General features: G+C 44.5%; 35 protein-coding genes. 2 read left to right on the forward strand and 33 right to left on the reverse strand.

Features of this window, described 5'->3' with window-relative positions:
- Positions 1-60: 60 nt before the first annotated feature.
- Positions 61-822, forward strand: a complete 762-nt coding sequence (locus tag KKE17_08515) for an SDR family oxidoreductase (GenBank protein MBU1710030.1) — start codon at positions 61-63, stop codon at positions 820-822.
- A 20-nt stretch (positions 823-842) separates the two neighbouring features.
- Here KKE17_08515 and KKE17_08520 read toward each other — a convergent pair whose 3' ends face one another.
- Positions 843-1,718, reverse strand: a complete 876-nt coding sequence (locus tag KKE17_08520) for a hypothetical protein (GenBank protein MBU1710031.1) — start codon at positions 1,716-1,718, stop codon at positions 843-845.
- Between the two features lie 164 nt (positions 1,719-1,882).
- Here KKE17_08520 and KKE17_08525 point away from each other — a divergent pair, with 164 nt between their 5' ends.
- Positions 1,883-2,356, forward strand: coding sequence for an alpha/beta hydrolase (locus tag KKE17_08525; protein ID MBU1710032.1), 474 nt, complete (start codon positions 1,883-1,885; stop codon positions 2,354-2,356).
- Here the strand turns inward: KKE17_08525 and KKE17_08530 are convergent.
- The 32 genes from KKE17_08530 to rplB form a co-directional block, all read right to left on the reverse strand.
- The gene (locus KKE17_08530) at positions 2,342-2,797 is read right to left on the reverse strand and encodes a phosphatidylglycerophosphatase A (protein MBU1710033.1); all 456 of its coding nucleotides are present in this window, start codon (positions 2,795-2,797) and stop codon (positions 2,342-2,344) included. The two genes, KKE17_08525 and KKE17_08530, sit on opposite strands and share 15 nt — an antisense overlap.
- Before the next feature lie 2 nt (positions 2,798-2,799).
- Positions 2,800-3,975 (reverse strand): nickel pincer cofactor biosynthesis protein LarC, encoded by a 1,176-nt coding sequence (gene larC / locus KKE17_08535; GenBank protein ID MBU1710034.1) that lies wholly within the window; start codon positions 3,973-3,975, stop codon positions 2,800-2,802.
- 78 nt (positions 3,976-4,053) lie between these two features.
- Positions 4,054-5,001: a methionyl-tRNA formyltransferase gene (gene fmt, locus KKE17_08540; protein ID MBU1710035.1), complete on the reverse strand. Its 948-nt coding sequence runs from the start codon at positions 4,999-5,001 to the stop codon at positions 4,054-4,056.
- A 1-nt stretch (position 5,002) separates the two neighbouring features.
- The gene (gene def, locus KKE17_08545) at positions 5,003-5,527 is read right to left on the reverse strand and encodes a peptide deformylase (protein ID MBU1710036.1); all 525 of its coding nucleotides are present in this window, start codon (positions 5,525-5,527) and stop codon (positions 5,003-5,005) included.
- A 250-nt stretch (positions 5,528-5,777) separates the two neighbouring features.
- Positions 5,778-8,237: a primosomal protein N' gene (gene priA, locus KKE17_08550; GenBank protein MBU1710037.1), complete on the reverse strand. Its 2,460-nt coding sequence runs from the start codon at positions 8,235-8,237 to the stop codon at positions 5,778-5,780.
- A gap of 51 nt (positions 8,238-8,288) precedes the next feature.
- A complete protein-coding gene (gene galU / locus KKE17_08555) occupies positions 8,289-9,158 on the reverse strand; it encodes a UTP--glucose-1-phosphate uridylyltransferase GalU (GenBank protein MBU1710038.1) in 870 nt (289 codons plus the stop codon).
- Positions 9,159-9,350: 192 nt separating this feature from the next.
- The gene (gene rplQ / locus KKE17_08560) at positions 9,351-9,734 is read right to left on the reverse strand and encodes a 50S ribosomal protein L17 (GenBank protein ID MBU1710039.1); all 384 of its coding nucleotides are present in this window, start codon (positions 9,732-9,734) and stop codon (positions 9,351-9,353) included.
- 12 nt (positions 9,735-9,746) lie between these two features.
- Positions 9,747-10,805, reverse strand: coding sequence for a DNA-directed RNA polymerase subunit alpha (locus tag KKE17_08565; protein ID MBU1710040.1), 1,059 nt, complete (start codon positions 10,803-10,805; stop codon positions 9,747-9,749).
- A 9-nt stretch (positions 10,806-10,814) separates the two neighbouring features.
- Positions 10,815-11,444, reverse strand: a complete 630-nt coding sequence (gene rpsD, locus KKE17_08570; protein MBU1710041.1) for a 30S ribosomal protein S4 — start codon at positions 11,442-11,444, stop codon at positions 10,815-10,817.
- A 63-nt stretch (positions 11,445-11,507) separates the two neighbouring features.
- A complete protein-coding gene (gene rpsK / locus KKE17_08575) occupies positions 11,508-11,900 on the reverse strand; it encodes a 30S ribosomal protein S11 (protein MBU1710042.1) in 393 nt (130 codons plus the stop codon).
- 68 nt (positions 11,901-11,968) lie between these two features.
- Positions 11,969-12,337 carry a 30S ribosomal protein S13 gene (gene rpsM, locus KKE17_08580; GenBank protein ID MBU1710043.1) on the reverse strand — a complete coding sequence of 123 codons (369 nt, stop codon included), beginning with the start codon at positions 12,335-12,337 and terminating at the stop codon, positions 11,969-11,971.
- A gap of 37 nt (positions 12,338-12,374) precedes the next feature.
- Complete coding sequence (gene rpmJ, locus KKE17_08585; protein ID MBU1710044.1) at positions 12,375-12,488, reverse strand: 50S ribosomal protein L36; 114 nt, start codon at positions 12,486-12,488, stop codon at positions 12,375-12,377.
- 22 nt (positions 12,489-12,510) lie between these two features.
- The gene (gene infA, locus KKE17_08590) at positions 12,511-12,750 is read right to left on the reverse strand and encodes a translation initiation factor IF-1 (protein MBU1710045.1); all 240 of its coding nucleotides are present in this window, start codon (positions 12,748-12,750) and stop codon (positions 12,511-12,513) included.
- A gap of 147 nt (positions 12,751-12,897) precedes the next feature.
- On the reverse strand, positions 12,898-13,659 hold the full coding sequence (gene map / locus KKE17_08595) for a type I methionyl aminopeptidase (protein ID MBU1710046.1): 762 nt from the start codon (positions 13,657-13,659) through the stop codon (positions 12,898-12,900).
- Between the two features lie 19 nt (positions 13,660-13,678).
- Positions 13,679-14,989, reverse strand: coding sequence for a preprotein translocase subunit SecY (gene secY / locus KKE17_08600; GenBank protein ID MBU1710047.1), 1,311 nt, complete (start codon positions 14,987-14,989; stop codon positions 13,679-13,681).
- 3 nt (positions 14,990-14,992) lie between these two features.
- Entirely contained in the window at positions 14,993-15,433 is a 441-nt protein-coding gene (rplO, locus tag KKE17_08605; GenBank protein ID MBU1710048.1) for a 50S ribosomal protein L15, read from the reverse strand.
- Positions 15,434-15,435: 2 nt separating this feature from the next.
- Positions 15,436-15,615 (reverse strand): 50S ribosomal protein L30, encoded by a 180-nt coding sequence (gene rpmD, locus KKE17_08610; GenBank protein MBU1710049.1) that lies wholly within the window; start codon positions 15,613-15,615, stop codon positions 15,436-15,438.
- A 60-nt stretch (positions 15,616-15,675) separates the two neighbouring features.
- Positions 15,676-16,179: a 30S ribosomal protein S5 gene (gene rpsE / locus KKE17_08615; GenBank protein MBU1710050.1), complete on the reverse strand. Its 504-nt coding sequence runs from the start codon at positions 16,177-16,179 to the stop codon at positions 15,676-15,678.
- A gap of 42 nt (positions 16,180-16,221) precedes the next feature.
- Positions 16,222-16,587: a 50S ribosomal protein L18 gene (rplR, locus tag KKE17_08620; protein ID MBU1710051.1), complete on the reverse strand. Its 366-nt coding sequence runs from the start codon at positions 16,585-16,587 to the stop codon at positions 16,222-16,224.
- Positions 16,588-16,622: 35 nt separating this feature from the next.
- Complete coding sequence (gene rplF / locus KKE17_08625; GenBank protein MBU1710052.1) at positions 16,623-17,159, reverse strand: 50S ribosomal protein L6; 537 nt, start codon at positions 17,157-17,159, stop codon at positions 16,623-16,625.
- Positions 17,160-17,258: 99 nt separating this feature from the next.
- Positions 17,259-17,657, reverse strand: a complete 399-nt coding sequence (gene rpsH, locus KKE17_08630; GenBank protein MBU1710053.1) for a 30S ribosomal protein S8 — start codon at positions 17,655-17,657, stop codon at positions 17,259-17,261.
- 97 nt (positions 17,658-17,754) lie between these two features.
- The gene (locus KKE17_08635) at positions 17,755-17,940 is read right to left on the reverse strand and encodes a type Z 30S ribosomal protein S14 (GenBank protein MBU1710054.1); all 186 of its coding nucleotides are present in this window, start codon (positions 17,938-17,940) and stop codon (positions 17,755-17,757) included.
- A gap of 30 nt (positions 17,941-17,970) precedes the next feature.
- A complete protein-coding gene (gene rplE / locus KKE17_08640; protein ID MBU1710055.1) occupies positions 17,971-18,510 on the reverse strand; it encodes a 50S ribosomal protein L5 in 540 nt (179 codons plus the stop codon).
- Between the two features lie 28 nt (positions 18,511-18,538).
- On the reverse strand, positions 18,539-18,874 hold the full coding sequence (rplX, locus tag KKE17_08645) for a 50S ribosomal protein L24 (protein ID MBU1710056.1): 336 nt from the start codon (positions 18,872-18,874) through the stop codon (positions 18,539-18,541).
- Positions 18,875-18,962: 88 nt separating this feature from the next.
- Positions 18,963-19,331 carry a 50S ribosomal protein L14 gene (rplN, locus tag KKE17_08650; GenBank protein MBU1710057.1) on the reverse strand — a complete coding sequence of 123 codons (369 nt, stop codon included), beginning with the start codon at positions 19,329-19,331 and terminating at the stop codon, positions 18,963-18,965.
- Between the two features lie 128 nt (positions 19,332-19,459).
- Positions 19,460-19,726, reverse strand: a complete 267-nt coding sequence (gene rpsQ / locus KKE17_08655; protein MBU1710058.1) for a 30S ribosomal protein S17 — start codon at positions 19,724-19,726, stop codon at positions 19,460-19,462.
- Positions 19,727-19,766: 40 nt separating this feature from the next.
- The gene (rpmC, locus tag KKE17_08660; protein ID MBU1710059.1) at positions 19,767-19,964 is read right to left on the reverse strand and encodes a 50S ribosomal protein L29; all 198 of its coding nucleotides are present in this window, start codon (positions 19,962-19,964) and stop codon (positions 19,767-19,769) included.
- Positions 19,961-20,377 (reverse strand): 50S ribosomal protein L16, encoded by a 417-nt coding sequence (rplP, locus tag KKE17_08665; GenBank protein MBU1710060.1) that lies wholly within the window; start codon positions 20,375-20,377, stop codon positions 19,961-19,963. Before rplP ends, rpmC begins: the two co-directional genes overlap by 4 nt.
- Positions 20,378-20,449: 72 nt before the next feature.
- Positions 20,450-21,094 (reverse strand): 30S ribosomal protein S3, encoded by a 645-nt coding sequence (rpsC, locus tag KKE17_08670; protein MBU1710061.1) that lies wholly within the window; start codon positions 21,092-21,094, stop codon positions 20,450-20,452.
- Positions 21,095-21,157: 63 nt separating this feature from the next.
- Positions 21,158-21,490, reverse strand: a complete 333-nt coding sequence (gene rplV, locus KKE17_08675; GenBank protein ID MBU1710062.1) for a 50S ribosomal protein L22 — start codon at positions 21,488-21,490, stop codon at positions 21,158-21,160.
- A gap of 43 nt (positions 21,491-21,533) precedes the next feature.
- On the reverse strand, positions 21,534-21,797 hold the full coding sequence (rpsS, locus tag KKE17_08680; protein MBU1710063.1) for a 30S ribosomal protein S19: 264 nt from the start codon (positions 21,795-21,797) through the stop codon (positions 21,534-21,536).
- A gap of 17 nt (positions 21,798-21,814) precedes the next feature.
- Positions 21,815-22,636 (reverse strand): 50S ribosomal protein L2, encoded by an 822-nt coding sequence (gene rplB / locus KKE17_08685; protein ID MBU1710064.1) that lies wholly within the window; start codon positions 22,634-22,636, stop codon positions 21,815-21,817.
- Positions 22,637-22,694 lie beyond the last annotated feature (58 nt).

Here is a 22,694-nt window from a genome sequence, read left to right on the forward strand (position 1 = left end):
ATCAAGAGTAGTGTACATTTATTAACTCAGCCGCAGCATCAATTCCAAGGAGAACCATCCATGCCACAAACTGTTCTGATCACTGGAGCTACCGCCGGTTTTGGCGAAGCATGCGCCAGGCTTTTTGCCGAAAAAGGCTGGAGAATCATTATTACCGGACGCAGGAAAAACCGGCTGGATTCATTAGCAAAAGAATTATCCAATCTGACGGAGGTGCTCGCCCTTTGTTTCGATGTCCGCCACCGCGATGCCGTTGATGAAAATTTATCCGGCATCCCTGAGAAATTCAAAGACATCGACCTGTTGATCAATAATGCCGGTCTGGCCCTTGGCCTTGAACCCGCACATAGAGTCGATCTGGATGATTGGGAGACAATGATCGATACCAATATCAAGGGCCTGGTGTACTGCAGCCGTTTTATTCTGCCCGGCATGGTTGCAAGGAATTGCGGCCATATCATCAATATCGGCTCGGTTGCCGGCAGCTGGCCCTATCCCGGCGGCAACGTCTACGGCGCCACCAAAGCCTTTGTCAAACAATTCACCAATAACCTCAAGGCCGATCTCCTGGGAACCGCCGTTCGCACCACAAGCATTGAGCCCGGCTTTGCCGAGACAGAATTCTCCGTTGTCAGATTCAAGGGGGATACAGAAAAGGCAGGGAAATTTTATGAAGGCACCGAACCGCTCACTGCAATAGATATTGCCGGAATTGTTTACTGGGTTGCGACGCTGCCGCCCCACGTCAACATCAACTCAATGGAAGTCATGCCCACCTGCCAGTCCTGGAATTTCTTTGCGGTGCACAAAAAAACGGAATAAATCTCCTGATTACAATATGCTCAGGCTGCAACAGAATTCAGCCAATCATCAAAATGCTTGAACATCTCCCCTTTTAACAGATGTGCCATTTGGGTATCCAGAGAGTGCCCTCTATCCGGATGAACCGGAACCGCCGTGTCAATTGCGCGGTTCGCCAATGGCATCATGAACGGACTGAGACGCGGATGCCTGGAAATAGTTTCTTCTGCTCTTTGCATCATTTGATCCGCAGCATCCATTTTGTTTTTTTGCTGTTTCTGAATCCGGTCATCGGGCCTGATTTCACTTTCTTCGCCTTCAAGCATCTCTTTAATCTGTTGCCATTGCGCCCGCAGCATGTCGGCATAATCACTTTTTGCTGATAATTCCTGATCCTCTCCATAGGGAAAAGGCTTCATCTGCGGGATGGGGTGTGACTCCCGGATATAGTTTGTCGTAACTGCGGCTGTGCGGCTGAAAGTTGCTGATAGTTTGTCAAGAGTTGAGCCCATTTCACCTAGATTCATCGCCCTTTTCATGGCATGCTCCAGATCGCCACGGAAAAAATCATCGGCTATTTTACTCAGATCCTTCATCAGCGCCTTGATATCGGCCAACTCCTCTTCATTGAGGTCTCCTTGGACAGAATAATCAAAGCTGTCGGTCTCCAGGATGGCAAGGGTATATTGCTGACTCTGGGTCTGCGGGGAATAGGAGTTTTCCGAAGAAAAAGACTGGGCCGTGGAAATTGCCCGGGAAAGTGTTACAATATCGCCTTCATCCGTAACAATGGATATCTGGGCTGAATCAGTTCGCGAAGACACTTGCTCCAATGATTCGAACCCTCTTTCGCGTATCGGCTGGTACATTTGTTGAATCGAGGCGGATACCGGCTTGTTTTCAATGGAGGTGGTCATAGTTTTGTCTCCGTGGATTGATGGACAATTATCGCTGGGGAATTATGCTTTCCCTGAAACTTCTCTATGAAGCATTCATGCTCTAGTTTATGAAACAAAGTGCAGGACGAGTATAGTATCTATCGGAATTTTTTATGAACCTCATGAATATAAAAATGAACCGGGTGGTCTTTATTCACGGACTTGACAGCAGCAGCAAAGGAACCAAGGCCGCATGGTTTGGAAGGCATTTTCCGGAGATGGTCATTGCTGATTTTGAAGGGGATCTTTCCCAGAGGATGAAAAAACTCGAAAGCATCCTTGCGTACAGACAGAATGTAACGTTGATCGGCTCAAGCTTCGGAGGATTGATGGCAACCATCTTTGCCCTGGAAAACGAGGCCGCCGTCAGCAGGGTTATCCTGTTGGCACCGGCCTTGAATTTCCCGGAGTTTAGCGAGTATAAAGGCAGAAAAACCGCAATTCCGGCCTGGCTCTTTATCGGTAAAAAAGACAAGGTAACGCCGTCTGATATCGTCATTCCGGCGGCCCGGCAAACATTTTCAAACCTCATCATCAACGAATCAGACGACGACCATCTCTTAAGAAATACCTTTGAGAAGATCGACTGGCAGGACTTATTGTTACAAGATCAATAACCGGATTATACCTTGAAGGACGACACAGGCAAAGATTCCGGCAATCACATCGTCCATGACGATTCCAAGGCCGCCGTTGATGCGGCGGTCCACCCAGTTGATGGGAAAGGGCTTGGTAATGTCAAAGAGTCTGAACAACCCGAAACCTAGAATCATATACAGAGGCTTTGCCGGAACCAGGTAAAGGGCGACCAGCATACCGATTATTTCATCAATAACCACCACAGCAGGATCCTTGTGGTCGATAATTTTTTCAGCGGAACCCGCAGTTATCACCGCCACAACAAAGATTGCCCCCAGAGCGATCCAGTACTGTTCAAGGGGTAATCGGACAATAACCGCATGAATGGGGAGAGCAAGCAAAGTCCCCCAGGTCCCGGGAGCTTTTGGCAGATACCCCAGGCCGAATCCGGTTGCAATAGCCATGAAAATTCTATCCATAATCATTCTTTCCTGAAACTGCCTGCAGGACTGCTGCCAACCGCTCTATACACTTCATTGAGCGGAATATTCCGCTCTGAAGCTACACGCCTGCAGTCCTCATATTCAGGATACATCTTGATGCCCACGGGGGTTTCGACCTTTTTCACCTGCACCGGCCCGTAGATCGTATCAACTCTCCCTGATTCTCTTGGCAGGGTTACACGATTTTCTCTTCTGTACCTGAGGCCGATGGCAGTGGTTTCAGAAAAAATAATCGCCCGGAGGTCAAAAGATTTTGCCAGATCTCCAATAACCCGCAGGAGGAAACCGGGACGGCCTTTTTTCATCTGGATCGGCACCAACGCCACATCCAGAGCACCGGCCTCAAAAAGCTTGCCGCTGAGATAGGGGAAGCCTTCCGGCGACCAGTCATCAAGATGGGTCTCGATAACTTCCACAACCTGGGCTTCTGTGACCTCAACCGAACGCCCGAGAATAATGCGCAGCAGATTCGGTTGATTCGGCAATTTCCTGCTGCCTGCCCCGTATCCTACCTGATCAATGATCATGGGTGGCATCTTTTCAAAAGAGCTACACAAACCCTTTACCAGGGCAGCTCCCGTAGGAGTCACAAGTTCCTGATCAAGGTCAACACCATAGACGGCAACATCCCGCAGAATTTCAAATACTGCCGGCGCCGGCACCGGAAGCCTTCCATGGGCGCAGTCGACCCAACCTCTCGGCATCGGCAGGGGCGAACAGATAAGCTGGTCAACGCCGAGACGATTGAGCCCGGCGACACTGCCGACAATATCGACTATGGCGTCTATTGCCCCCACTTCATGGAAATGCACTTCCTGGACAGCACAGCCATGCACCTTGGCCTCGGCTTCGGCAAGTATCTGAAAAACCTGAAGTGATTTATTCTTGATGGCATCATCAAGACTGCTTGATGTAATAATTTGCTGAATATCACTTAAGGATCGATGCGATTGATCCTTTTGAACCCTGACATGTAACCGTGTCGCACGAATGACCGTATCCCTTTCCACGAATTTCTCAAGGGTGAAACCGTTGATGCCAAGAGATGCCAAGTCCGCCTGCAGCGCGGCTTCTGAAAGGCCGAGATCAAGCAAGGCGCCTAAAAACATATCGCCGCTTACCCCGGAAAAACAATCTATATAGGCGGTCTTCATGGTCTTATCCTGCTTTTTTACGCGCTGTTGGAAGGCTCAAACTGAAAACAGTTTAGCGCCTTATCTTTAATAACCGGATCAATTCCCAAAACAGGCGCCGACATCTATTTTCTGACCCTGCAGGAACGCTTCAACCGGCATGCGATTTGATCCGTCGCGCTGAACTTCTCTGGCCAGGAGATATCCGTCTCCGGTTGCAACCAGAAGCCCCTCCTTGTCAGCCACACAGATAGTGCCTGGCTTTTCATGCACTTGTTGACTCTGCACCGTTGGCGAAAAAAGCCGGACCCGCCCACCGGATAATTCGGTATATGCTTTGGGCCATGGGTCGAGACCGCGTATCTGACAACTTATCTTCCAGGCGGATTGCTGCCAGTCAATCCGGGCCTGTTCCTTGGTTAAAGGCGGGGCCAGGGTCGACTGGGAATCATCCTGTTTCATTGGCCGGATCTCGCCCTTCCTCATTCCCTCAAGGGCTCTGACCAGCGTCTTCCCTCCAAGCAAGGCCAGCTTTTCAAACAAGGTGCCAGAAGTATCCTCAGCTTCAATAGGTATCCTTGCCGGAAGCAGAATATCGCCGGTATCCATACCGGCATCCATCTGCATGATGGTCACGCCGGTTTCTTTTTCGCCGTTCAACACGGCCCACTGAATCGGTGCCGCACCGCGATATTTCGGCAGGAGTGAGCCGTGGACATTGATGGTGCCAAGGGGAGGGAGAGACAATAATGCTTCAGGAAGGATGCGGCCATATGCCGCAACAATGATCATATCCGGGGCCAGGGCTCTTATCTCATTCAGAAAGGCTTCAGTCTTTATTTTTTCCGGCTGGAGCACAGGAATCCCTGCGTCCTCGGCAAGAACCTTCACTGGTGGAGGAGCAAGATGTCGGCCTCGCCCTTTGGGCCTGTCCGGTTGAGTAATTACTGCAACGATGTTTTCTTTATTTGTAATGAGGGATTGAAGCGATGCGACAGCAAGATCAGGTGTGCCCATGAAAATTATGCGGTTGATGGTCTCACCCATGTCAATCATCGGAATCCTCTTCTCGTTTTTGAATAATTTTCTTTAATTTCTTCTTGTACAATGCCCGCTTGATTGAACTTATCCTGTCGATAAACAGTTTGCCATCCAGATGGTCCAACTCGTGCTGAATAACCCGCGCGAAAAAATCCTGGGCATCAAACTCCAGAAGATCGCCTTCAATATCCTGCGCCTTAACGGTTATTCTGGTAAACCGTTTCACCTTGGCCGCATAATCTATGACACTTAAGCATCCTTCTTCGTCGATTTCCTCACCTTCCTGAGCAATAATCGTTGGATTAACCAGCACAATAAATTGATTTTTTTCTTCATGGGGAGCGATATCGATTACTACGACCTTTTCACAGACGCCAATCTGATTTGCGGCAAGGCCGACCCCTGGTGCGTGATACATGGTTTCAGCCATGTCCTCCACAAGTTGCTTCAGATCCTCGCCAAACTCAGTAACCGGTTTTGTTTCGTTTCTTAATACCGGATCAGGATATGTGATTATTTTTCTTACGGCCATTACAAACCCTTGTGCCCTGTAGACCAATTACGTTATTTCAGGTGTCTGGTTTAACTTTGATAATTTGCTCTTGCAAACTAAATGAGAATAGTTGCTTGAAATTTAAAATCTAGACCCTCAAAATCCATAGCCTGAAATGTAAAACAAGAGATGGCTGAATATACAAGGAGTCGGGTGATGCACTAAAACGAGTATATGAAATATCCGCCCCCTCAACAGATTTGGCTAGATCGTCTATTGAATCAACAAGTTATAACATACTCTCCGGATCAACGTCCACCGCCAATTTAAGCTTTCCCGAGCGGATCGCCGGTGGAAGTTGATCATAAACCCCACGGCAAACCGCCTGAATTTTATCAATTTCCACCCCCTTGAGAAGGAATTGCCATCTGTATTGCCCCCTGAGTCTTGACAACGGAGCCGGTGCCGGACCCAGCAGGACCATATTTTTCAGTTTGACAATCATTTTTTTGACGGTCTGGGAAAGGGCTAACACAGTTTTTTTGACCTCTTCCTCGTGTTCCCCTGAAATACGAAAATTCACAAGTCTTGAAAATGGCGGGAATCCAAGCTTCTGCCGCTGATCTATTTCCTTTTCATACATTGAATTATAATCATGGGATTGCGCCGAAACAATGCTGTAGTGATGGGGTTGATGGGTCTGGATGATTACCCTTCCAGGTTTGTCGCCGCGGCCTGCCCGACCGGTCACCTGCGATAGGAGTTGGAATGTTCGTTCCCCTGCCTTAAAATCCGGCAGGCCCAGTCCAGAATCACCCCAGACAACCCCGACAAGGGTTACATGGGGAAAATGATGCCCCTTGGTAATCATCTGAGTTCCGATCAAAACGTCGATTGTTCGGTCACGAACCGCTTTCAGAATATCCAGATAATCTTTGCGTTTTACCGCCGTATCCCTGTCAAGTCGCGCTATTGTTGCGCCCGGCAAAATATCTTTCAATTCCGATTCAATCCGCTCAGTACCGAACCCCACCCCGACAAGTTGCGTCGAATGACAACTGGGGCAAATAATATCACTCCGACTGGTTGAGCCGCAATAGTGGCAGATAAGTTCTTTTCTCCCTTTATGCAGGGTCATGGTTATATTGCATTGATCGCATTGCAGAGTCCTGCCGCAATCCCGGCAAAGCATGAGGTTGGAAAATCCCCTTCTGTTTAAAAAAATAAGACTCTGGTCACCGGATTCATAGGTTTTTTTCAGGGAGGTAATTAATTCATTTGAAAACAGCGGCGGCCGCCCTGATACTGTTTTTATCCCCTTCAAATCGATACTTTGCACCTTGGGTAACTGCCTGTCAGCAATCCGTTTCTGAAGTTCAAGAAGTTTGTATTTTCCCTTCCGGGCATTATAAAAACTGGTTACTGCGGGAGTTGCGCTGCCAAGAATTACAACCGCCTGCTGCATACTGCCTCTTAATACCGCCAGATCCCTGGCCTGGTAACGAAGACCGTCTTCCTGCTTATATGATCCATCATGCTCTTCATCAACCACAATGAGCCCGACATCACCCAGCGGTGCAAAAATTGCCGACCGCGCGCCAATGACAATCTTTGCATCCCCCTTGACAAGACGCATCCACTGATCAAATCTCTCACCTTGAGATAACCCGCTGTGGAGCACCGCAATATTATCACCGAACCGGGAAAAGAAATGCGCTTCCAATTGGCTGGCCAGAGCAATCTCAGGTACAAGCACCAGGACGCTGCGACCCTGCTTGAGCACTCTTTCCGCCGCTTTAAGATATACTTCTGTTTTACCGCTGCCAGTAACTCCATGTAGCAAAAAAGGCTGGAACTTCCTCTTTGACAAGGTATTACTTATTGCTTCAAGAGCAATTTCCTGTTCATTGCTCAGATATTCAGGGGCTGGATAAAAATGAGGTGGATCTCCGAAGGGATCACGATAAATCTGTCGATCTTTAATTATTAGTATCCCCCGATCGGCGAGTTTTTTAATAGCACTCCGGGCTCCGCTGTACTTCCTGCTAATATCTTTGCGGGGTATCCAGTCAAGACTGGTTTCTCGACCTAGTTCATTAATAAGCCCCAAGGTTTTATTCTCAGATACCAACAGATTGGAGCTGTTAATGATCGCCAAATGATTTTCAGCCAGGCAGACACAGACCTCCTTTTTTATTTTGGTCGCATCCCCCGACAAATCATCATTTATGCTTATCAACCCTTCTGCCGCCATTTGTTCAAGCGTATTACGGGCTTTGCTGCGCCAAAGTTTTCGCACTTCTGCTGCTGCGAGTTTCTTTTTGGCGATTAAGCTGTTAAGCCATGAGGCCTCGGCAATTTCGCTGCTGGCTTGAACATCTTGAAAATGCTCCTCGCCTTTGGATGTGAGTAAAATATTTCTCTTACTTTGAGGTGACAGACCCGCCGGCAATCCGCTTTTAATAACTTCCCCAATAGGATGCAGATAATAGGATGCCACCCACCGGTAAAAAGGAATCATGCTTTCCGGGAAAAGTGGCAGTGCATCAAGAACGTCAATAACAGGTTTGATTTGATATTTTTCTGATGTTTGAACTACGGGACCGAGGGCATACCCCGTAACAATGCGGCCGCTCAAAGGGACGAGAAGACGTACTCCGGGACACAGTTTACTGGATAACTTTTCTGGAACAGAATAGGTAAGTGTCGAATGGATCGGGGCGGCAACGGCCACTTCCACAAGCTTCATTGGACCGGCTTCTCCATAATCACATTTATGGCCAGTAACATCGCCTGCAGATCAGAAATCCTTTGCGACTTCCTTAACATGGGCTCTAAAATCTTTACCGACGACAGGATGACGCAACGCATAAGCAAGTATGGCTTTGAGTGAACCAAGCTTATCGCCTGCATCAAAACGTGTTCCCTCAAATTCATAAGCGTACATGGTTCTTTTATATGCAAGAGCAAGCAGAGCGTCGGTAAGTTGGATCTCGCCTCCATGCCCGGGGGTTGTTTTTTCAAGAAGATCGAAAATATCCGGTTGCAGGATATAGCGGCCAATTATTGCAAGATCAGATTTAGTTGTACCGGGAGGGGGCTTTTCCACCATTCTTTCGACCTGGTAAACATGTTCACGAACCATTTGCCCTTCGACTATACCGTACTGATGTGTCTGGTTTTGAGGAACGCGCTGGATAGCGACAATCGACTCCTGAAACTCGTCAAACAATGACAGCATTTGACTGCAACAAGGCTTATCACTCAAAACAAGATCATCGCCTAAAACGACCATAAAAGGCTCATTGCCAATCACTTTTCGGGCCGACCAGATTGCATGCCCAAGTCCAAGGGGTTTTTTCTGGCGAACTGAAACTATATCAATGAGATTTGAGATGTGAGAAATTTCCTCGCATAATGCAATATTCTTTTTTTGCATCAGAACCGTATCAAGTTGAAAATCATAATCAAAATGATTTTCAATGGCTGATTTACCTTCACTGGTGATCAAAATCACCTCGTCAATGCCTGAAGCAACGACCTCTTCCACTATATACTGGATCGTCGGTCGATCAACTATTGTGAGCATTTCCTTGGGTATTGCCTTGCTGGCAGGGAGGAAACGTGTTCCCATCCCGGCAACCGGAATAACGGCTTTTCTTACTTTCATAATTTATCCTGTGGATTAAAGTTGAAATCTGCTTAACAATTCGGTGATTAGAACATGTCCTTAAACATAATAGAGTATGCCGCTTTGAGGCAAGCACGAAATATTCTTCAAACCACGGGATCAGACCAATAAAAAAAGGCCTGTGTGACATCCCCACACAGGCCTTTTTTATTTTATATGAACAAACCTTTATTAATTACTTTCTGCAGCTTTAACTTCCTGATAGTTTACTAATTCAAGAATTGACATGGAAGCTGCATCACCCAATCTGGTTCCTGTCTTGATAATGCGGGTGTAGCCACCATTCCGATCCTTATAATCATTTTTCAATGTATCAAAAAGTTTAGCGACAATTTTCTTATCGCGAATAAATGATAAAGCCTGCCTTCTTGCATGAAGATCGCCACGCTTGGCAAGAGTAATCATCTGGTCAGCAACCTTCCGAACCTCTTTTGCTTTTGTGGTAGTCGTAACAATCCTTTCATGGTCAAGCAAAGATGTTACCATGTTCCGGACCATTGCAAGTCGGTGTGATGTAGTCCTGCCAAGCCTTTTCCCGGCCTTTCTATGCCTCATATCTCAAACCTCTTATAATTCGTTTTCGTCTGTCGACTCGGTAGCAGTCGGAGGCTCCCAGGCATCAAGCTTCATGCCTAAGGAAAGTTCCATTTCCGAAAGGAGTTGTTTAATCTCATTCAACGACTTACGCCCGAAATTTTTTGTTTTAAGCATTTCAGCCTCTGTTTTCTGAACCAGTTCACCAATGAATCTGATATTTGCATTTCGAAGACAATTTGCCGAACGAACAGAGAGTTCCAGATCTTCAACACTGCGATGGAGATTATCATTTATCGGCGCATGATCTTTTTCTTCCGCCTGTTCAATTGCAGGTTCAACTTTTTCTTCATCAAAATTAATAAAAACCGCCATCTGCTCTTTAAGAATTTTTGCTGAATAAGCGAGGGCATCTTCAGGTTTTACACTTCCATCTGTTTCAATCTCAAGGGTCAACTTATCGTAATCGGTCTGCTGACCAACACGTGCCTGGCTGACAATCGACGTAACTTTCTTGATTGGGGTAAAAATTGCGTCAATGGGTAATACGCCGATTACCTGATCATCGGTCTTATTTTTTTCTGCAGGAGAATAGCCTTTACCCCATTTCACTTCGAGTTCAGCTATAAATTTGCCTTCATCTCCGGTGATCGTGCAAATCTGCTTATCAGGATTCATCACTTCAACACTGCCATCGGAAATAATGTCCCCGGCTGTTACTGGTCCGACATGTTTTTTCTCTATTCTGACAATTTTCGACTCGGTTGAATTTAACTTCAAACGAACTTCCTTGAGGTTCAGAATAATTTCAGTAACATCCTCAAGCATTCCAGGAATTGTGGAAAATTCATGCATTCCACCTTCGATTTTCACCGAAGTTATTGCCGCTCCCTGGATAGAAGAGAGTAAAATGCGGCGCAAACTATTACCGATTGTTGTGGCAAAGCCGCGTTCAAGTGGCTGGCAGACAAACTTACCGTAATTGCCTGTAAGTGTCTCTCGATCAACTTCAACTTTCTCAGGAACAATCAGTTCATGCCAGTTTCTGTAAAACGGATCTGTCTCTAGGGACTTGTTTTGCTCGGTATCCATTTTTGCCTTTTATTTTGAGTAAAGTTCAACAATCAACTGTTCCTGAATCGGCATTGTAATCTCAGCTCTATCAGGTAACGCCTTGACGGTTCCTTTATAATTATCTTTATCAAGATTAAGCCAGCTCGGCACACCGCGACGAACTACTGCCTCAAGACTGTCATTGATAGCTTCATTCTTACGACTTTTTTCCTTTATGGTGACTTCATCATTAACAGAAACAATAAACGAAGGAATATTTACCTTTCTGCCGTTAACCATAATATGATTATGACGAACTACCTGCCTTGCCTGACTTCTGGAGCTGGCAAAACCCAAACGGAAAATCGTATTGTCAAGCCTTCTCTCAAGCTGGCCCAAAAGGTTTTCACCTGTAACGCCTTTGGCTCTTTCAGCAATCTGAAAATTCTTCCTGAACTGGCCCTCAAGCATACCGTAAATTCTGCGTACCTTTTGTTTCTCTCTCAACTGTATCGCATAGTCTGAAACTTTGCGCATACGTGCCTGTCCATGTTGTCCTGGTGGAAAGGCACGCCTTTCAAATGCACATTTATCAGAATAGCATCTGTCTCCCTTGAGAAACAGTTTCAACTTTTCCCGTCTGCACTGACGACAGACAGCACCTCTATATCTGGCCAAGGTTAACCTCCATATCCTGTAATAAAAAATCCCTGCCGGCTTTTAGTAAACCGTAATAAATTATCAAACTCGCCTTCTCTTGGGTGGTTTGCAGCCGTTATGCGGAATCGGAGTAATGTCTGAAATTGAACTTACATCAAAACCGGCAACCTGAAGAGCTCTGATCGCTGCATCACGCCCGGGTCCGGGCCCTTTCACATTGACTTCAACACGTCTCATTCCTTGCTCAATTGCCTTTTTCGCCGCATTATCCACAGCATTTTGTGCCGCAAATGGTGTGCTTTTTCGTGATCCTTTAAACCCAAGGCAACCGGAACTGCACCACGCAATAACATTTCCCTGTTTATCTGCAATGGTAACTATCGTATTATTGAATGTGGATTTAATACTGACTATCCCTTCAGGTACGCTCTTTTTCTCTTTGCGCTTTACACGCTTGACTTTCGGACTGGCCATTCATAACTCCTGAAATATAATATTATGCTAATCTTTTCATTGGGAATATCCCAAAGCAACGCTAAAGATTATTTCTTCTTGGCTCCCGGCCCACGTCGCGGTCCTTTTCGGGTCCGCGCATTGGTTTTGGTCCGTTGCCCTCTGCAAGGTAATCCCTTGCGATGCCTGAGACCCCGATAACAACCCAGATCCATGAGTCTCTTGATATCCATGGCAACTTCTCGACGCCGATCACCTTCAACCGGGTATTCATCGTCGAGGATCTTTCTAATGCCGGCAACATCTGCGTCCGTTATAGCGTCGCTGCTGCTATCGTAAGCAAGCTTGACTTTATCAAGGATCTTTCTTGCAGAAGTCCGCCCTATACCATGAATATAGGTAAGAGCAATTTCCATATGTTTATTTTTTGGTAAATCTACACCAGCTATGCGTGCCAAGGCTTTCCTCCCCTTGATCAATATATTTATTTAACTACTAACCTTGCCGTTGCTTGTGTTTTTTAGTTTTACAAGAAACACGAACTACACCTTTCCGTTTAAAAACACGGCAATCACTACACATTTTTTTGACTGAAGCTCTGACTTTCATAACGTATATCCTATAAAAGGCTTTATTTTTTATCTCCGCGCTGGTTCCTTGCCCGGAATGTTACCCGCCCCCTTGTCAGATCATAGGGAGAAAGTTCAACGGTTACACGGTCACCCGGGAGAATCTTTATAAAATGCATCCGCATCTTTCCGGATATATGAGCTAGAACCCTATGCCCATTATCAAGTTCGACGCGAAACATCGCATTGGGAAGCGGCTCTATAATTGTACCCTCAACCTGTATAGCCTCTTCCTTCGGCATAAAATCTTCCTTAACATCTCTTAAGTATTTATATTCGGAAAATTAATCCCGGAACGAGTGCATTTCAGCAAAGCTAAAAACTTTAACCTATTTAGCATACTTTGCTCAACACTTTTTTATATATTTCTTGAAATAAAAAAAGTAAAGCTAAGATTTCTTACTCAATATAATAGGCTCATCTTCAGTAATTGCAACGGAGTGTTCAAAATGCGCTGATGACGATTTATCAGAAGTTATCACCGTCCACCCGTCTCGCAATACGGTTACTTCATGAGTTCCAATATTAACCATAGGCTCTATGGCAAGAACCATTCCTGGCAATAATTTCGGCGTTCTTTCTTTCCTGCTATAATTTGGAATTTCCGGGGCCTCATGTAAATTCGACCCTATACCATGTCCGACAAACTGTCTCACAACGGAAAAATTATGTTTCTCAACGTGCTGTTGTACAGCCTTTGAAATATCGTTTACTCTGTTTCCTGAACGCGCTTTTTCAATCCCTATATATAATGACTCCTCAGTTACTTTGAGAAGTCTCGCCTTTTCAGGGTTAATTGTGCCTACCGGGATGGTAACCGCAGCGTCACCATAAAAGCCTCGATATTTAATCCCGAAGTCTATGCTGATTATGTCACCTTCTTTTAACAAAACTTTTTTTGAAGGTATCCCGTGAACAACCTGTTCATTAATCGATACGCATAAACTTGCTGGAAACCCGCGATATCCCTTGAATGCAGGAATTCCTCCCAGCTGGATGGAAAACTTTTCTGCAAGATGATCAAGTTGTAAAGTCGATTGTCCTGGATAAATATGCTCTCGGAGCATCTCAAGAGTTTCAGCAACAATTTGATTTGCTTCCTGCATTATCTCAATCTCTGCAGGAGATTTCAGGATTATTGCCTTACCCATTTAAAACTTAACCCGAAATTTAACGGCGCCCTTTAATTCTGCCTGTCTTTAAAAAGCCATCGTAATTGCGCATCACGGTATGAGATTCAATCTGCGCCAATGTATCAATAGCAACTCCCACAACAATTAGCAAAGCAGTGCCACCAAAGTAAAACGGAACATTAATTTTTGATATTAATATTGTGGGCAAAACACAAACAGCACTCACATAAATTGCGCCGATTACTGTGATTCGGACCATTATTTTATCGATAAATTCCGCAGATTTTTTCCCTGGTCTGACACCTGGTATAAATCCACCGTTTTTCTTTAAATTTTCTGCAACATCAACAGGATTAAATGTAACTGCGGTATAAAAAAAGCAGAAAAAGATGATCATCCCGACATAAAAAATAGTATGCGTAAGGCTTCCCCATTGCATATAAGCAGAGGCTTGCTGCACCCACTCAACTTGAATAAACTGGCCGATGGTTGCAGGAAACATCATAATCGATGAAGCAAAAATGGGTGGTATTACTCCTGCCATATTAATCTTGAGAGGCAGATGCGATTGTTGACCACCATACATCTTTCGTCCCACCATCCGCTTTGCATACTGAATGGGTATCCTGCGTTGTGCTGTTTCAAAGAAAATTATAATTGCAATAACTCCAGCCATCATCGCCAATAAGAGGGGTACCAGAATAAGAGGCATCTGATCGGTACCAATCATCTGACCCGTATTAACAATGGCGGCAGGCATTCTCGCAACAATTCCTGCAAAAATTATCAGTGATATCCCATTGCCAATCCCTCTTTCACTCATCTGCTCACCAAGCCACATGATAAAAGCAGTGCCTGACGTAAGCGTTATGATCGTCATAATCCGAAAATGCCATCCCGGACTTATAACAATCATTTCACTGCCCGAAGGAGCCGCCATGCTTTCAAGACCAATGCTTATAAACATGCCCTGAACCAGACTCAATGCAACAGTGGCATAGCGGGTATACTGAGTAATTTTTCTGCGGCCCGCCTCCCCTTCTTTAGACAAAGCCTCAAGCTGGGGGACAACCACAGTTAACAACTGAAATATAATAGATGCACTGATATAGGGCATTATACCCAATGCAAAGATAGAAAAATTCTCCAAAGCCCCACCGGAGAACATGTTGAACATGTCAAAAATAGTTCCGGCTTTCTGTGTAAAAAAACTACTTAAAGCTTCGCCATTGATGCCAGGGGTGGGAATCTGAACGCCAACACGGTAAACTGCGAGCATCATGAGCGTAAAAAGAATTCGCCGCCTGAGCTCGGGTATATTTGCTGCGCTCTGGAACCCGCTTTTCATATACTATTCCTCAATGCTACCGCCAGCAGCCTTGATTTTTTCGCTTGCGGAAACACTCACTTTATCAACAGCAACCTTCACAGATTTGGTAAGTTCGCCGTCACCAAGTATTTTTACCTGTGGATATTTTTTTGCTACAAGTCCGGCGTCAACCAAAACCTGTCGGTCAATTCTGGTTCCAGCCTCAAATCGTTCAAGATCCTTAACGTTTACAACGGCAAAGAGTTTCTTGAAATTATTTGTAAATCCGCGTTTAGGCAGTCTTCGATGCAAAGGCATCTGTCCACCTTCGAAACCGAGTTTTGCAGTATATCCGGAACGAGCTCTTGCACCCTTATGCCCTTTGGTAGATGTCTTCCCGTGGCCGGAACCTGGTCCGCGACCTATGCGTTTCCTCTGTTTCCTGGAACCAGGATGCGGCGAAAGATTACTTAAAGTCAACATTATTATTCCTCCACTACCACAAGATGTTGAACCTTTCTCAACATGCCACGGATTTCAGGCGTATCTTTGCGTATTACAGTTTTATTGGTACGAGTAAGACCCAGTCCTGTCAATGTTGCGTGGATCTTCTTGGTGCTTCCAATTTTACTTTTCTTCAAGGTCATCTTGAGTTCATTGGCCATTTTCTTACCTATTTTACGTATCCTTCATTTCCATCAAAATGGAATATCAAAAGAATGGTTTTACATTATCTCTTCAACTGATTTATTTCTGATTGCAGCAATATGTTCAGGAGTTCTCAACCTGAGTAATCCATCAAGTGTCGCTTTCACAAGATTATGCGGATTATGGGATCCTAAACATTTTGTCAAAATATTCTGAACACCGGCCGCCTCAAGTACAGCACGTACTGCACCACCGGCAATAACTCCAGTACCCTCAGAAGCAGGTTTCAACATGACTTTTCCGGCTCCGAACTTCCCTTTAATCTCATGTGGGATGCTTGCCGCGGTTATAGACACCTTTTTCATGTCCCGGCGCGCCTTTTCTACTCCTTTCTTAATGGCATCGGGAACTTGGTTCGCTTTACCCAAACCATACCCGACCCTTCCCTTGCCATCTCCAACAACACAAATCGCACTGAAACTAAAACGTCTGCCGCCTTTAACAACCTTTGCGGTCCGGTTGATATAGACTATTTTTTCGATCAGCTGATCATCAGCATTATCATTTCTGAAATTAGCCAAGGTATTACCCCCAATGTGCTTCGTTCATTCTTTTATGCGGCGCTAAAAAACTAACCCACCTTCTCTTGCCCCTTCAGACAGGGCCTTTATCCTTCCATGATAAATGTACCCACCACGATCAAAAACAACCGTTTCAATTCCCTTTTCTTTTGCAAGACCTGCCAGGAGTAATCCCACTCTACGTGCCAAAGCAGTTTTACCCTTACTATCCTCAGGAACGAATTTTTTGTTTATCGTTGACATTGCTGCCAATGTGGCTCCTGCCGTGTCATCTATAACCTGAGCATATATATGCTTTGCGGTCTTAAATACTCTAAGACGAGGCCGCTCAGGGGTTCCTATAATTTTCTTTCTGATACGCTTTACACGTTTTGTACGTGCTACAGCTTTCGGGTTTGTCTTTGCCATATCCTGCCTTCCGATTTATCTAACTTTATAAATAACTATTTACCTGCAGACTTACCGACTTTTCGTACAACATGTTCATCTGCGTAACGTATCCCCTTGCCTTTATAGGGCTCGGGTTTACGCACTTCACGGATACGTGCCGCTGTAAGTCCTAGTAATTCTTTATCAATTGATTCAAGGGTAACTTTATTTTTTTCAACTAATACACTCACGCCCTCGGGCATTTTAAACTGAACCGGATTTGAATAACCGACATGGAGGATTAAATCTTTTCCCGAAGCCTCAGCCCGGTATCCAACTCCTTCAATAAGCAGATTCTTCTTAAACCCATGCTCAACGCCCTGAACCATGTTATCCACAAGAGTCCTGGTCAACCCGGAAAAAGCAACGGTCCTCTTGCTAATATCCTTGGTCTTCACAAGTATATTCCCTTCTGATGCAACAAGTTCAATTTCAGGGCGGATATCTCTTTCCAAGGTTCCTTTCGGGCCGGTGACCTTGACATGCAATCCGTTTAAATCAACCTTGACCCCTTTTGGAACAGGAATAGGTTTACTACCAATCCTTGACATGGCTTATCTCCACTCGTTTAACAAAAAATGATGGTCTCTATATCTTACAGCAAAAAAATCTAAGACCTGATTATCGCTTATCAAATAGACAGTCAACACTTACCAGACTTCGCAGAGCAACTCACCGCCGATACCAGTTTTTTTGGCTTCTCGATCAGTTATAAGCCCTTTTGAAGTTGAAATAATGGCAATACCGAGACCACTCATAACTTTTGGAATTTTATCTGACTTAACATAGACACGCCGACCAGGTGAACTGACTCTCTTAAGGCCGGTTATGACTCTCACATCATCTTGGTCATATTTAAGGTTGACCTTTAAAACACCTTGCTTGTCGCCTTTAATAACCTGGTAGTCATTGATATAGCCTTCCTGTTTTAAAATCTCGGCCACACCAGCTTTCAAGTTAGAATATGGAATATCCACACTTTCAAACTTCACCATTCCGGCATTTCTTATCCTGGTCAGCATATCTGCCAGAGGATCGCTCATTGACATCGAAACTACTCCTTAAGGTACAATTAAAAATTGATCTCAGGCAAAGACCAATTAATGTTCTCAAGCAACAGACTTACATTCGCCTATGCAAGGTTACTTACCAGCTAGATTTCGTAACACCGGTAACTTCACCTCTGAGTGCCATATTTCGGAAACATATTCTGCATATACCGAATTTTCTAATAAATGCACGCGGTCTGCCACATAGCGGACATCTGTTATAAGCCCTCACGTTGAACTTGGGCTTGCGCTCACTCTTTGCTATTAATGATTTCTTAGCCAACCTCTTCCTCCCGAACTTTGTTTTTCAAAATTATTTACGGAAAGGCATCCCAAGTAATCGCAGGAGAAAACGCCCTTCATTATCTGTTTTGGCATCTGTATTAATACAGATATTCAACCCCTTAATCTTATCGATCTTATCGTAATCGATTTCAGGGAAAATAATGTGTTCCTTGATACCCATGGCGAAATTACCACGACCATCAAATCCTTTAGGGGATATACCACGAAAATCACGTACACGCGGTAATGCTATATGCACAAGTTTGCTTAAAAAATTATACATCCTGTCGCTACGCAAGGTGACCCTACAGCCGATAGGCATTCCCTCCCGCAGTTTAAAGGTTGCAATAGATTTTTTTGCCCGGGTTACAACAGCCCTTTGACCGGCGATTCGAGTAAGTTCTTCAGAGGCGCTATCAATAATTTTTGAATTTTGCACCGCCTCACCAAGACCCATATTCAATACAATCTTGGTAATCTTAGGCACCTGCATAATACTTTTGTACCCGAACTCGTTCATGAGCTGCGGCACACATTCTTTTTCATAATATTCTTTCAATCCGGCCATTATCGTCTCCAAAAACCTCCGACCCTTATCAGGCCTTGGCTTCTACTGATTCTCCACATTTTTTGCAAACACGAACCTTTGACCCATCTTCCAAAATCTTCTTCCCAACACGGGCAGTTTTCGAACATTTAGGGCAGATTATCTTGAGGTTGGAAACATGAATCGGCGCTTCCTTGTCTATGATGCCGCCTTGCTGGCTTGCCATGTTTGGTTTGGTATGACGCTTGATCATATTAACCTTTTCAACCAGGGCTTTATTCGAATTGCTAACAATCTTGATCACTTTGCCGACTCTACCCTTATCTTTGCCGGCGATTACTTCTACCTGATCATTTAACTTTATTTTACTCAATCCAGTCTGCATTTTATCCGCCTCATATGACCTAAATAATGGATACCTTATAATTGCTATTATAAATTTACCAAGGCAACCACTTAAAACTTCGAGCTATTTATAATACTTCTGGGGCAAGAGATATTATCTTCATGTACCCTTTGGCCCTTAATTCTCTGGCGACCGGCCCAAAAATTCTGGTTCCGATCGGTTCACCGTTGCTACTCAACAAAACGGCAGAATTATCATCAAACTTAACGGAGGTGTCATCCATTCGGCGAATTTCTTTTGAAGTCCGCACAATAACAGCTCTCATGACATCGCCTTTCTTTACCTTGCCGTTGGGTATGGCTTCTTTCACAGTCACAACTATAACGTCGCCGACTTTTGCATAACGACGTCTCGTTCCACCCAGGACCCGGATGCACAAAACTTTTTTGGCTCCAGAATTGTCTGCGACATTAAGTGTACTTTCGGTCTGTATCATAACTTCACCAAATTATCTGATTGCTTCATGAAATCTCTCGAATTAACAAACATGCATGTAAAAAATTCTAAATCATTCAATACAGTCAGGTTGTTGTTTTCGACGATCTGGAATCGAATATTCTTTCTTTAGACAGCTTTTTCAATAATTTCACGAAGTCGCCAGTGCTTCATTTTGCTTAAAGGTCTGCATTCTTCAATAAGCACACGATCTCCAATATTACAGGTGTTTTCTGGATCATCAGCCATGTATTTAACATGTCTGCGCATAATCTTACCATACAGCTTATGACGAGTAACCTGCTCAGTACGGACAACAATGCTACTGCCCATTTTATTACTGATAACTAAACCAACTCTTGTTTTACGTGCTTTTTTAATATCACTCATTTCCATTCCCTGATAATCATGGGTGTCTGTCTAAAAGAAGTCCCGATTAATTTTCGTCTGCTCGCTTTTCAATCATTACTGTCTTGATCCTGGCGATATTTTTACGAAGTTCACGTAAATTCGCAGGATTTTCAAGCGGTCTGATGCTGTGCTGAAATTTGAGCTTAAAAAGCTCTTCTGATACATCAGCAAGTTTGACGGCAAGAGCATCTTCAGTCAATTCCCGTATTTCTTTCATTTTCATAGAGTCGACTCCAACATAATCACCTTGGTTGCAAAAGGAAGCTTATTGCCAGCCAGTGTGAGGGCTATTACGGCAAGACTTTCATCGACACCGTCCAGTTCATAGAGGATACGACCTGCATGAATAGGTGCGACCCAAGAATCATGGGCTCCTTTTCCTTTACCCATACGAGTTTCAGCAGGCTTTGAGGTAATAGGTTTATCAGGAAAAACACGAATCCACATTTTCCCGCCACGCTTTACCTTTCTATTAATAGCAATACGTGCAGCCTCAATTTGTTGCGCGGTCATCTTTCCGGGCTCAACAGCTTTAAGGGCATACTTACCAAATGCTATAGTAGAACCACGATTTGCACTGCCTTTCAGGCGGCCCTTAAACTGCTTTCTGTGTTTTACTTTTTTTGGACTAAGCATTTTGCAACCTAATTATTTAAATTTCTTATTTTTCAACTAAAAATATTCTTTAGATGTAATGGGGGTTGTCTATTATTCCTGAAGTTCTGTGTCGCTAAACACTTCGCCTTTGAATATCCAAACCTTCACACCGATGAGGCCATATGTAGTGTGTGCCTCAGCAACCCCATAATCAATATCCGCTCTCAGGGTGTGGAGAGGGACACGACCCTCACGATACCATTCTGTTCTGGACATTTCAGCACCACCCAGACGACCGGAACAGGATATCTTAATACCTTTAGCGCCAAACTTCAAGGCAACATTTACAGCCTTCTTCATCGCCCGTCGAAAAGCAACCCGTCGTTCAAGCTGGAGCGCAATATTTTCTGCCACTAACTGAGCATCCGCTTCAGGCCTTCTTATTTCCTGAATATCAACATGGCATTGACGATTTGTAAGTTTATCAAGATCCGCTTTCAGTGCTTCAATCTCAGCACCCTTCTTACCGATTACAATACCAGGTCGAGCAGTATGTAATTTTATTTTCAGTTTTTCTCCGGTACGGGCTATTTTCATTTTGGAAACGCCAGCATGATACAATCTTTTTTTGATGTATTTCCGGATCTTCTGGTCTTCCAGTAAGAATTTCGCATAGTCCCGGTCGGCATACCAGGTGGACTCCCAGGTGCGCACAATATTTAGCCGCATACCGATTGGATTAACTTTCTGGCCCAAAATCTTCCTCCATGATCAAATTAAACTTATAGCGTTAACTTCAGCACCTATAAAGGACGTTTTTTATTGCTCGTCCAGTATAACTGTAATATGGCTGGATCTTTTTAAAATTTTTGTTGCCCTTCCCATTGCTCGTGGTCTTATCCTTTTCAGCATCGGACCGCCGTCAATATGGATGATCTTAATATAGAGGGTATCCACATCTATTGCCTCATTCTGACTGGCATTAGCTACAGCGGATTCAACAACTTTCCGTAAAATTCGAGCACCTTTCTTGGGCATGAAACGTAATGTGTTAATAGCGGTTTCAATATCCTTACCCCGAACCAGATCAGCGATCAGGCGTGCCTTCTGTGGAGAAATTCTTATATGCCGAGCAAGAGCTTTTGCTTCCATTTTGTCTTAACTCCTTATCGCGTTACTAAAAAAGTAATTAACCTTATTTCCTGTTAGCATGACCATAGAAGGTCCGGGTCGGGGAAAATTCTCCAAGCTTATGACCAACCATATTCTCAGTAACAAAAACAGGTATAAATTTTTTGCCGTTGTGCACGGCTAAAGTCAAACCGACCATATCAGGAGTTACATCTGAGCGCCTGGACCAGGTTTTTATAACTTTCCGTGATCCTGTTTCTTTGGCCTGTATAACTTTTTTCATCAAATGGTCATCAATAAATGGACCTTTTTTAACTGAACGTCCCATGGTTTCTATTCTCCTAGTTATGACCTTTTCTTGATGATATCGTTATCAGAGCTTTTTCTTTTTCTGGTCTTATAACCTTTTGTCGGAACACCCCATGGAGTACATGGATGTCGACCGCCGGAGCTCTTTCCTTCACCACCGCCCATCGGATGGTCATGCGGGTTCATCGCAACACCCCTGACTTTCGGTCTACGGCCTTTCCAGCGATTACGGCCGGCTTTGCCCATTTTTGCACTTTCATGCTCAATATTTCCAATCTGACCGATACAGGCTCTACATTTCTTATGAAAACGCCTCACTTCGCCGGAGGGCAATTTGACAAGGACATGATCTCCTTCCTTGGCCATCAACTGCGCTGAAACCCCGGCACTTCGAACCATCTGGGCGCCTTTGCCGATTCGCATCTCGATATTATGAATAACACTGCCTAACGGCATATTACCCATCGGCATGCAATTACCAATACGTATATCAACTGTTTCTCCAGCCTCAACAATATCCCCGAGTTTAATTCCGTGCGGTGAGAGAATATATCGTTTCTCACCGTCGTTATAAAAAAGAAGGGCAATGTTGGCCGACCGATTCGGGTCATATTCAATTTCAGCTACCTTGGCAGGAACGTCTACCTTATCACGTTTGAAATCGATAACACGGTACTTTCTCTTATGGCCGCCACCAATGTGTCTGGCCGTAATTCTGCCGTTATTATTTCTTCCGCCGGATTTGCTCAGTGGTTGGACCAAGCTTTTTTCAGGCCGTTTTTTGGACAAATCGGGATTAACGATCGAAACAAGTGAACGCCTTCCCGGTGATGTCGGATTATAGGTTTTTGTAGCCATTTGAAACCCCAAATTATTTGTAATTAAAAACCAGCATTTTTATTTAAATAGGCCGATC

The organism is Pseudomonadota bacterium, from assembly GCA_018823135.1.
Taxonomy (GTDB): Bacteria; Desulfobacterota; Desulfobulbia; order Desulfobulbales; family CALZHT01; genus JAHJJF01.

Bases quoted from the DNA above. Each gene is read 5' to 3' on its own strand.
- KKE17_08515 (MBU1710030.1), top strand. From the start codon at position 61: ATGCCACAAACTGTTCTGATCACTGGAGCTACCGCCGGTTTTGGCGAA.
- KKE17_08520 (MBU1710031.1), bottom strand. From the start codon at position 1,718: ATGACCACCTCCATTGAAAACAAGCCGGTATCCGCCTCGATTCAACAA.
- KKE17_08530 (MBU1710033.1), bottom strand. From the start codon at position 2,797: ATGGATAGAATTTTCATGGCTATTGCAACCGGATTCGGCCTGGGGTAT.
- larC (MBU1710034.1), bottom strand. From the start codon at position 3,975: ATGAAGACCGCCTATATAGATTGTTTTTCCGGGGTAAGCGGCGATATG.
- fmt (MBU1710035.1), bottom strand. From the start codon at position 5,001: ATGGGTGAGACCATCAACCGCATAATTTTCATGGGCACACCTGATCTT.
- def (MBU1710036.1), bottom strand. From the start codon at position 5,527: ATGGCCGTAAGAAAAATAATCACATATCCTGATCCGGTATTAAGAAAC.
- priA (MBU1710037.1), bottom strand. From the start codon at position 8,237: ATGAAGCTTGTGGAAGTGGCCGTTGCCGCCCCGATCCATTCGACACTT.
- galU (MBU1710038.1), bottom strand. From the start codon at position 9,158: ATGAAAGTAAGAAAAGCCGTTATTCCGGTTGCCGGGATGGGAACACGT.
- rplQ (MBU1710039.1), bottom strand. From the start codon at position 9,734: ATGAGGCATAGAAAGGCCGGGAAAAGGCTTGGCAGGACTACATCACAC.
- KKE17_08565 (MBU1710040.1), bottom strand. From the start codon at position 10,805: ATGGATACCGAGCAAAACAAGTCCCTAGAGACAGATCCGTTTTACAGA.
- rpsK (MBU1710042.1), bottom strand. From the start codon at position 11,900: ATGGCCAGTCCGAAAGTCAAGCGTGTAAAGCGCAAAGAGAAAAAGAGC.
- rpmJ (MBU1710044.1), bottom strand. From the start codon at position 12,488: ATGAAAGTCAGAGCTTCAGTCAAAAAAATGTGTAGTGATTGCCGTGTT.
- infA (MBU1710045.1), bottom strand. From the start codon at position 12,750: ATGCCGAAGGAAGAGGCTATACAGGTTGAGGGTACAATTATAGAGCCG.
- map (MBU1710046.1), bottom strand. From the start codon at position 13,659: ATGGGTAAGGCAATAATCCTGAAATCTCCTGCAGAGATTGAGATAATG.
- secY (MBU1710047.1), bottom strand. From the start codon at position 14,989: ATGAAAAGCGGGTTCCAGAGCGCAGCAAATATACCCGAGCTCAGGCGG.
- rplO (MBU1710048.1), bottom strand. From the start codon at position 15,433: ATGTTGACTTTAAGTAATCTTTCGCCGCATCCTGGTTCCAGGAAACAG.
- rpmD (MBU1710049.1), bottom strand. From the start codon at position 15,615: ATGGCCAATGAACTCAAGATGACCTTGAAGAAAAGTAAAATTGGAAGC.
- rplR (MBU1710051.1), bottom strand. From the start codon at position 16,587: ATGGCAAAGACAAACCCGAAAGCTGTAGCACGTACAAAACGTGTAAAG.
- rplF (MBU1710052.1), bottom strand. From the start codon at position 17,159: ATGTCAAGGATTGGTAGTAAACCTATTCCTGTTCCAAAAGGGGTCAAG.
- rpsH (MBU1710053.1), bottom strand. From the start codon at position 17,657: ATGTCAATGAGCGATCCTCTGGCAGATATGCTGACCAGGATAAGAAAT.
- rplE (MBU1710055.1), bottom strand. From the start codon at position 18,510: ATGGCCGGATTGAAAGAATATTATGAAAAAGAATGTGTGCCGCAGCTC.
- rplX (MBU1710056.1), bottom strand. From the start codon at position 18,874: ATGCAGACTGGATTGAGTAAAATAAAGTTAAATGATCAGGTAGAAGTA.
- rplN (MBU1710057.1), bottom strand. From the start codon at position 19,331: ATGATACAGACCGAAAGTACACTTAATGTCGCAGACAATTCTGGAGCC.
- rpsQ (MBU1710058.1), bottom strand. From the start codon at position 19,726: ATGGAAATGAGTGATATTAAAAAAGCACGTAAAACAAGAGTTGGTTTA.
- rpmC (MBU1710059.1), bottom strand. From the start codon at position 19,964: ATGAAAATGAAAGAAATACGGGAATTGACTGAAGATGCTCTTGCCGTC.
- rplP (MBU1710060.1), bottom strand. From the start codon at position 20,377: ATGCTTAGTCCAAAAAAAGTAAAACACAGAAAGCAGTTTAAGGGCCGC.
- rplV (MBU1710062.1), bottom strand. From the start codon at position 21,490: ATGGAAGCAAAAGCTCTTGCTCGGCATATAAGAATTTCTCCACAGAAG.
- rpsS (MBU1710063.1), bottom strand. From the start codon at position 21,797: ATGGGACGTTCAGTTAAAAAAGGTCCATTTATTGATGACCATTTGATG.
- rplB (MBU1710064.1), bottom strand. From the start codon at position 22,636: ATGGCTACAAAAACCTATAATCCGACATCACCGGGAAGGCGTTCACTT.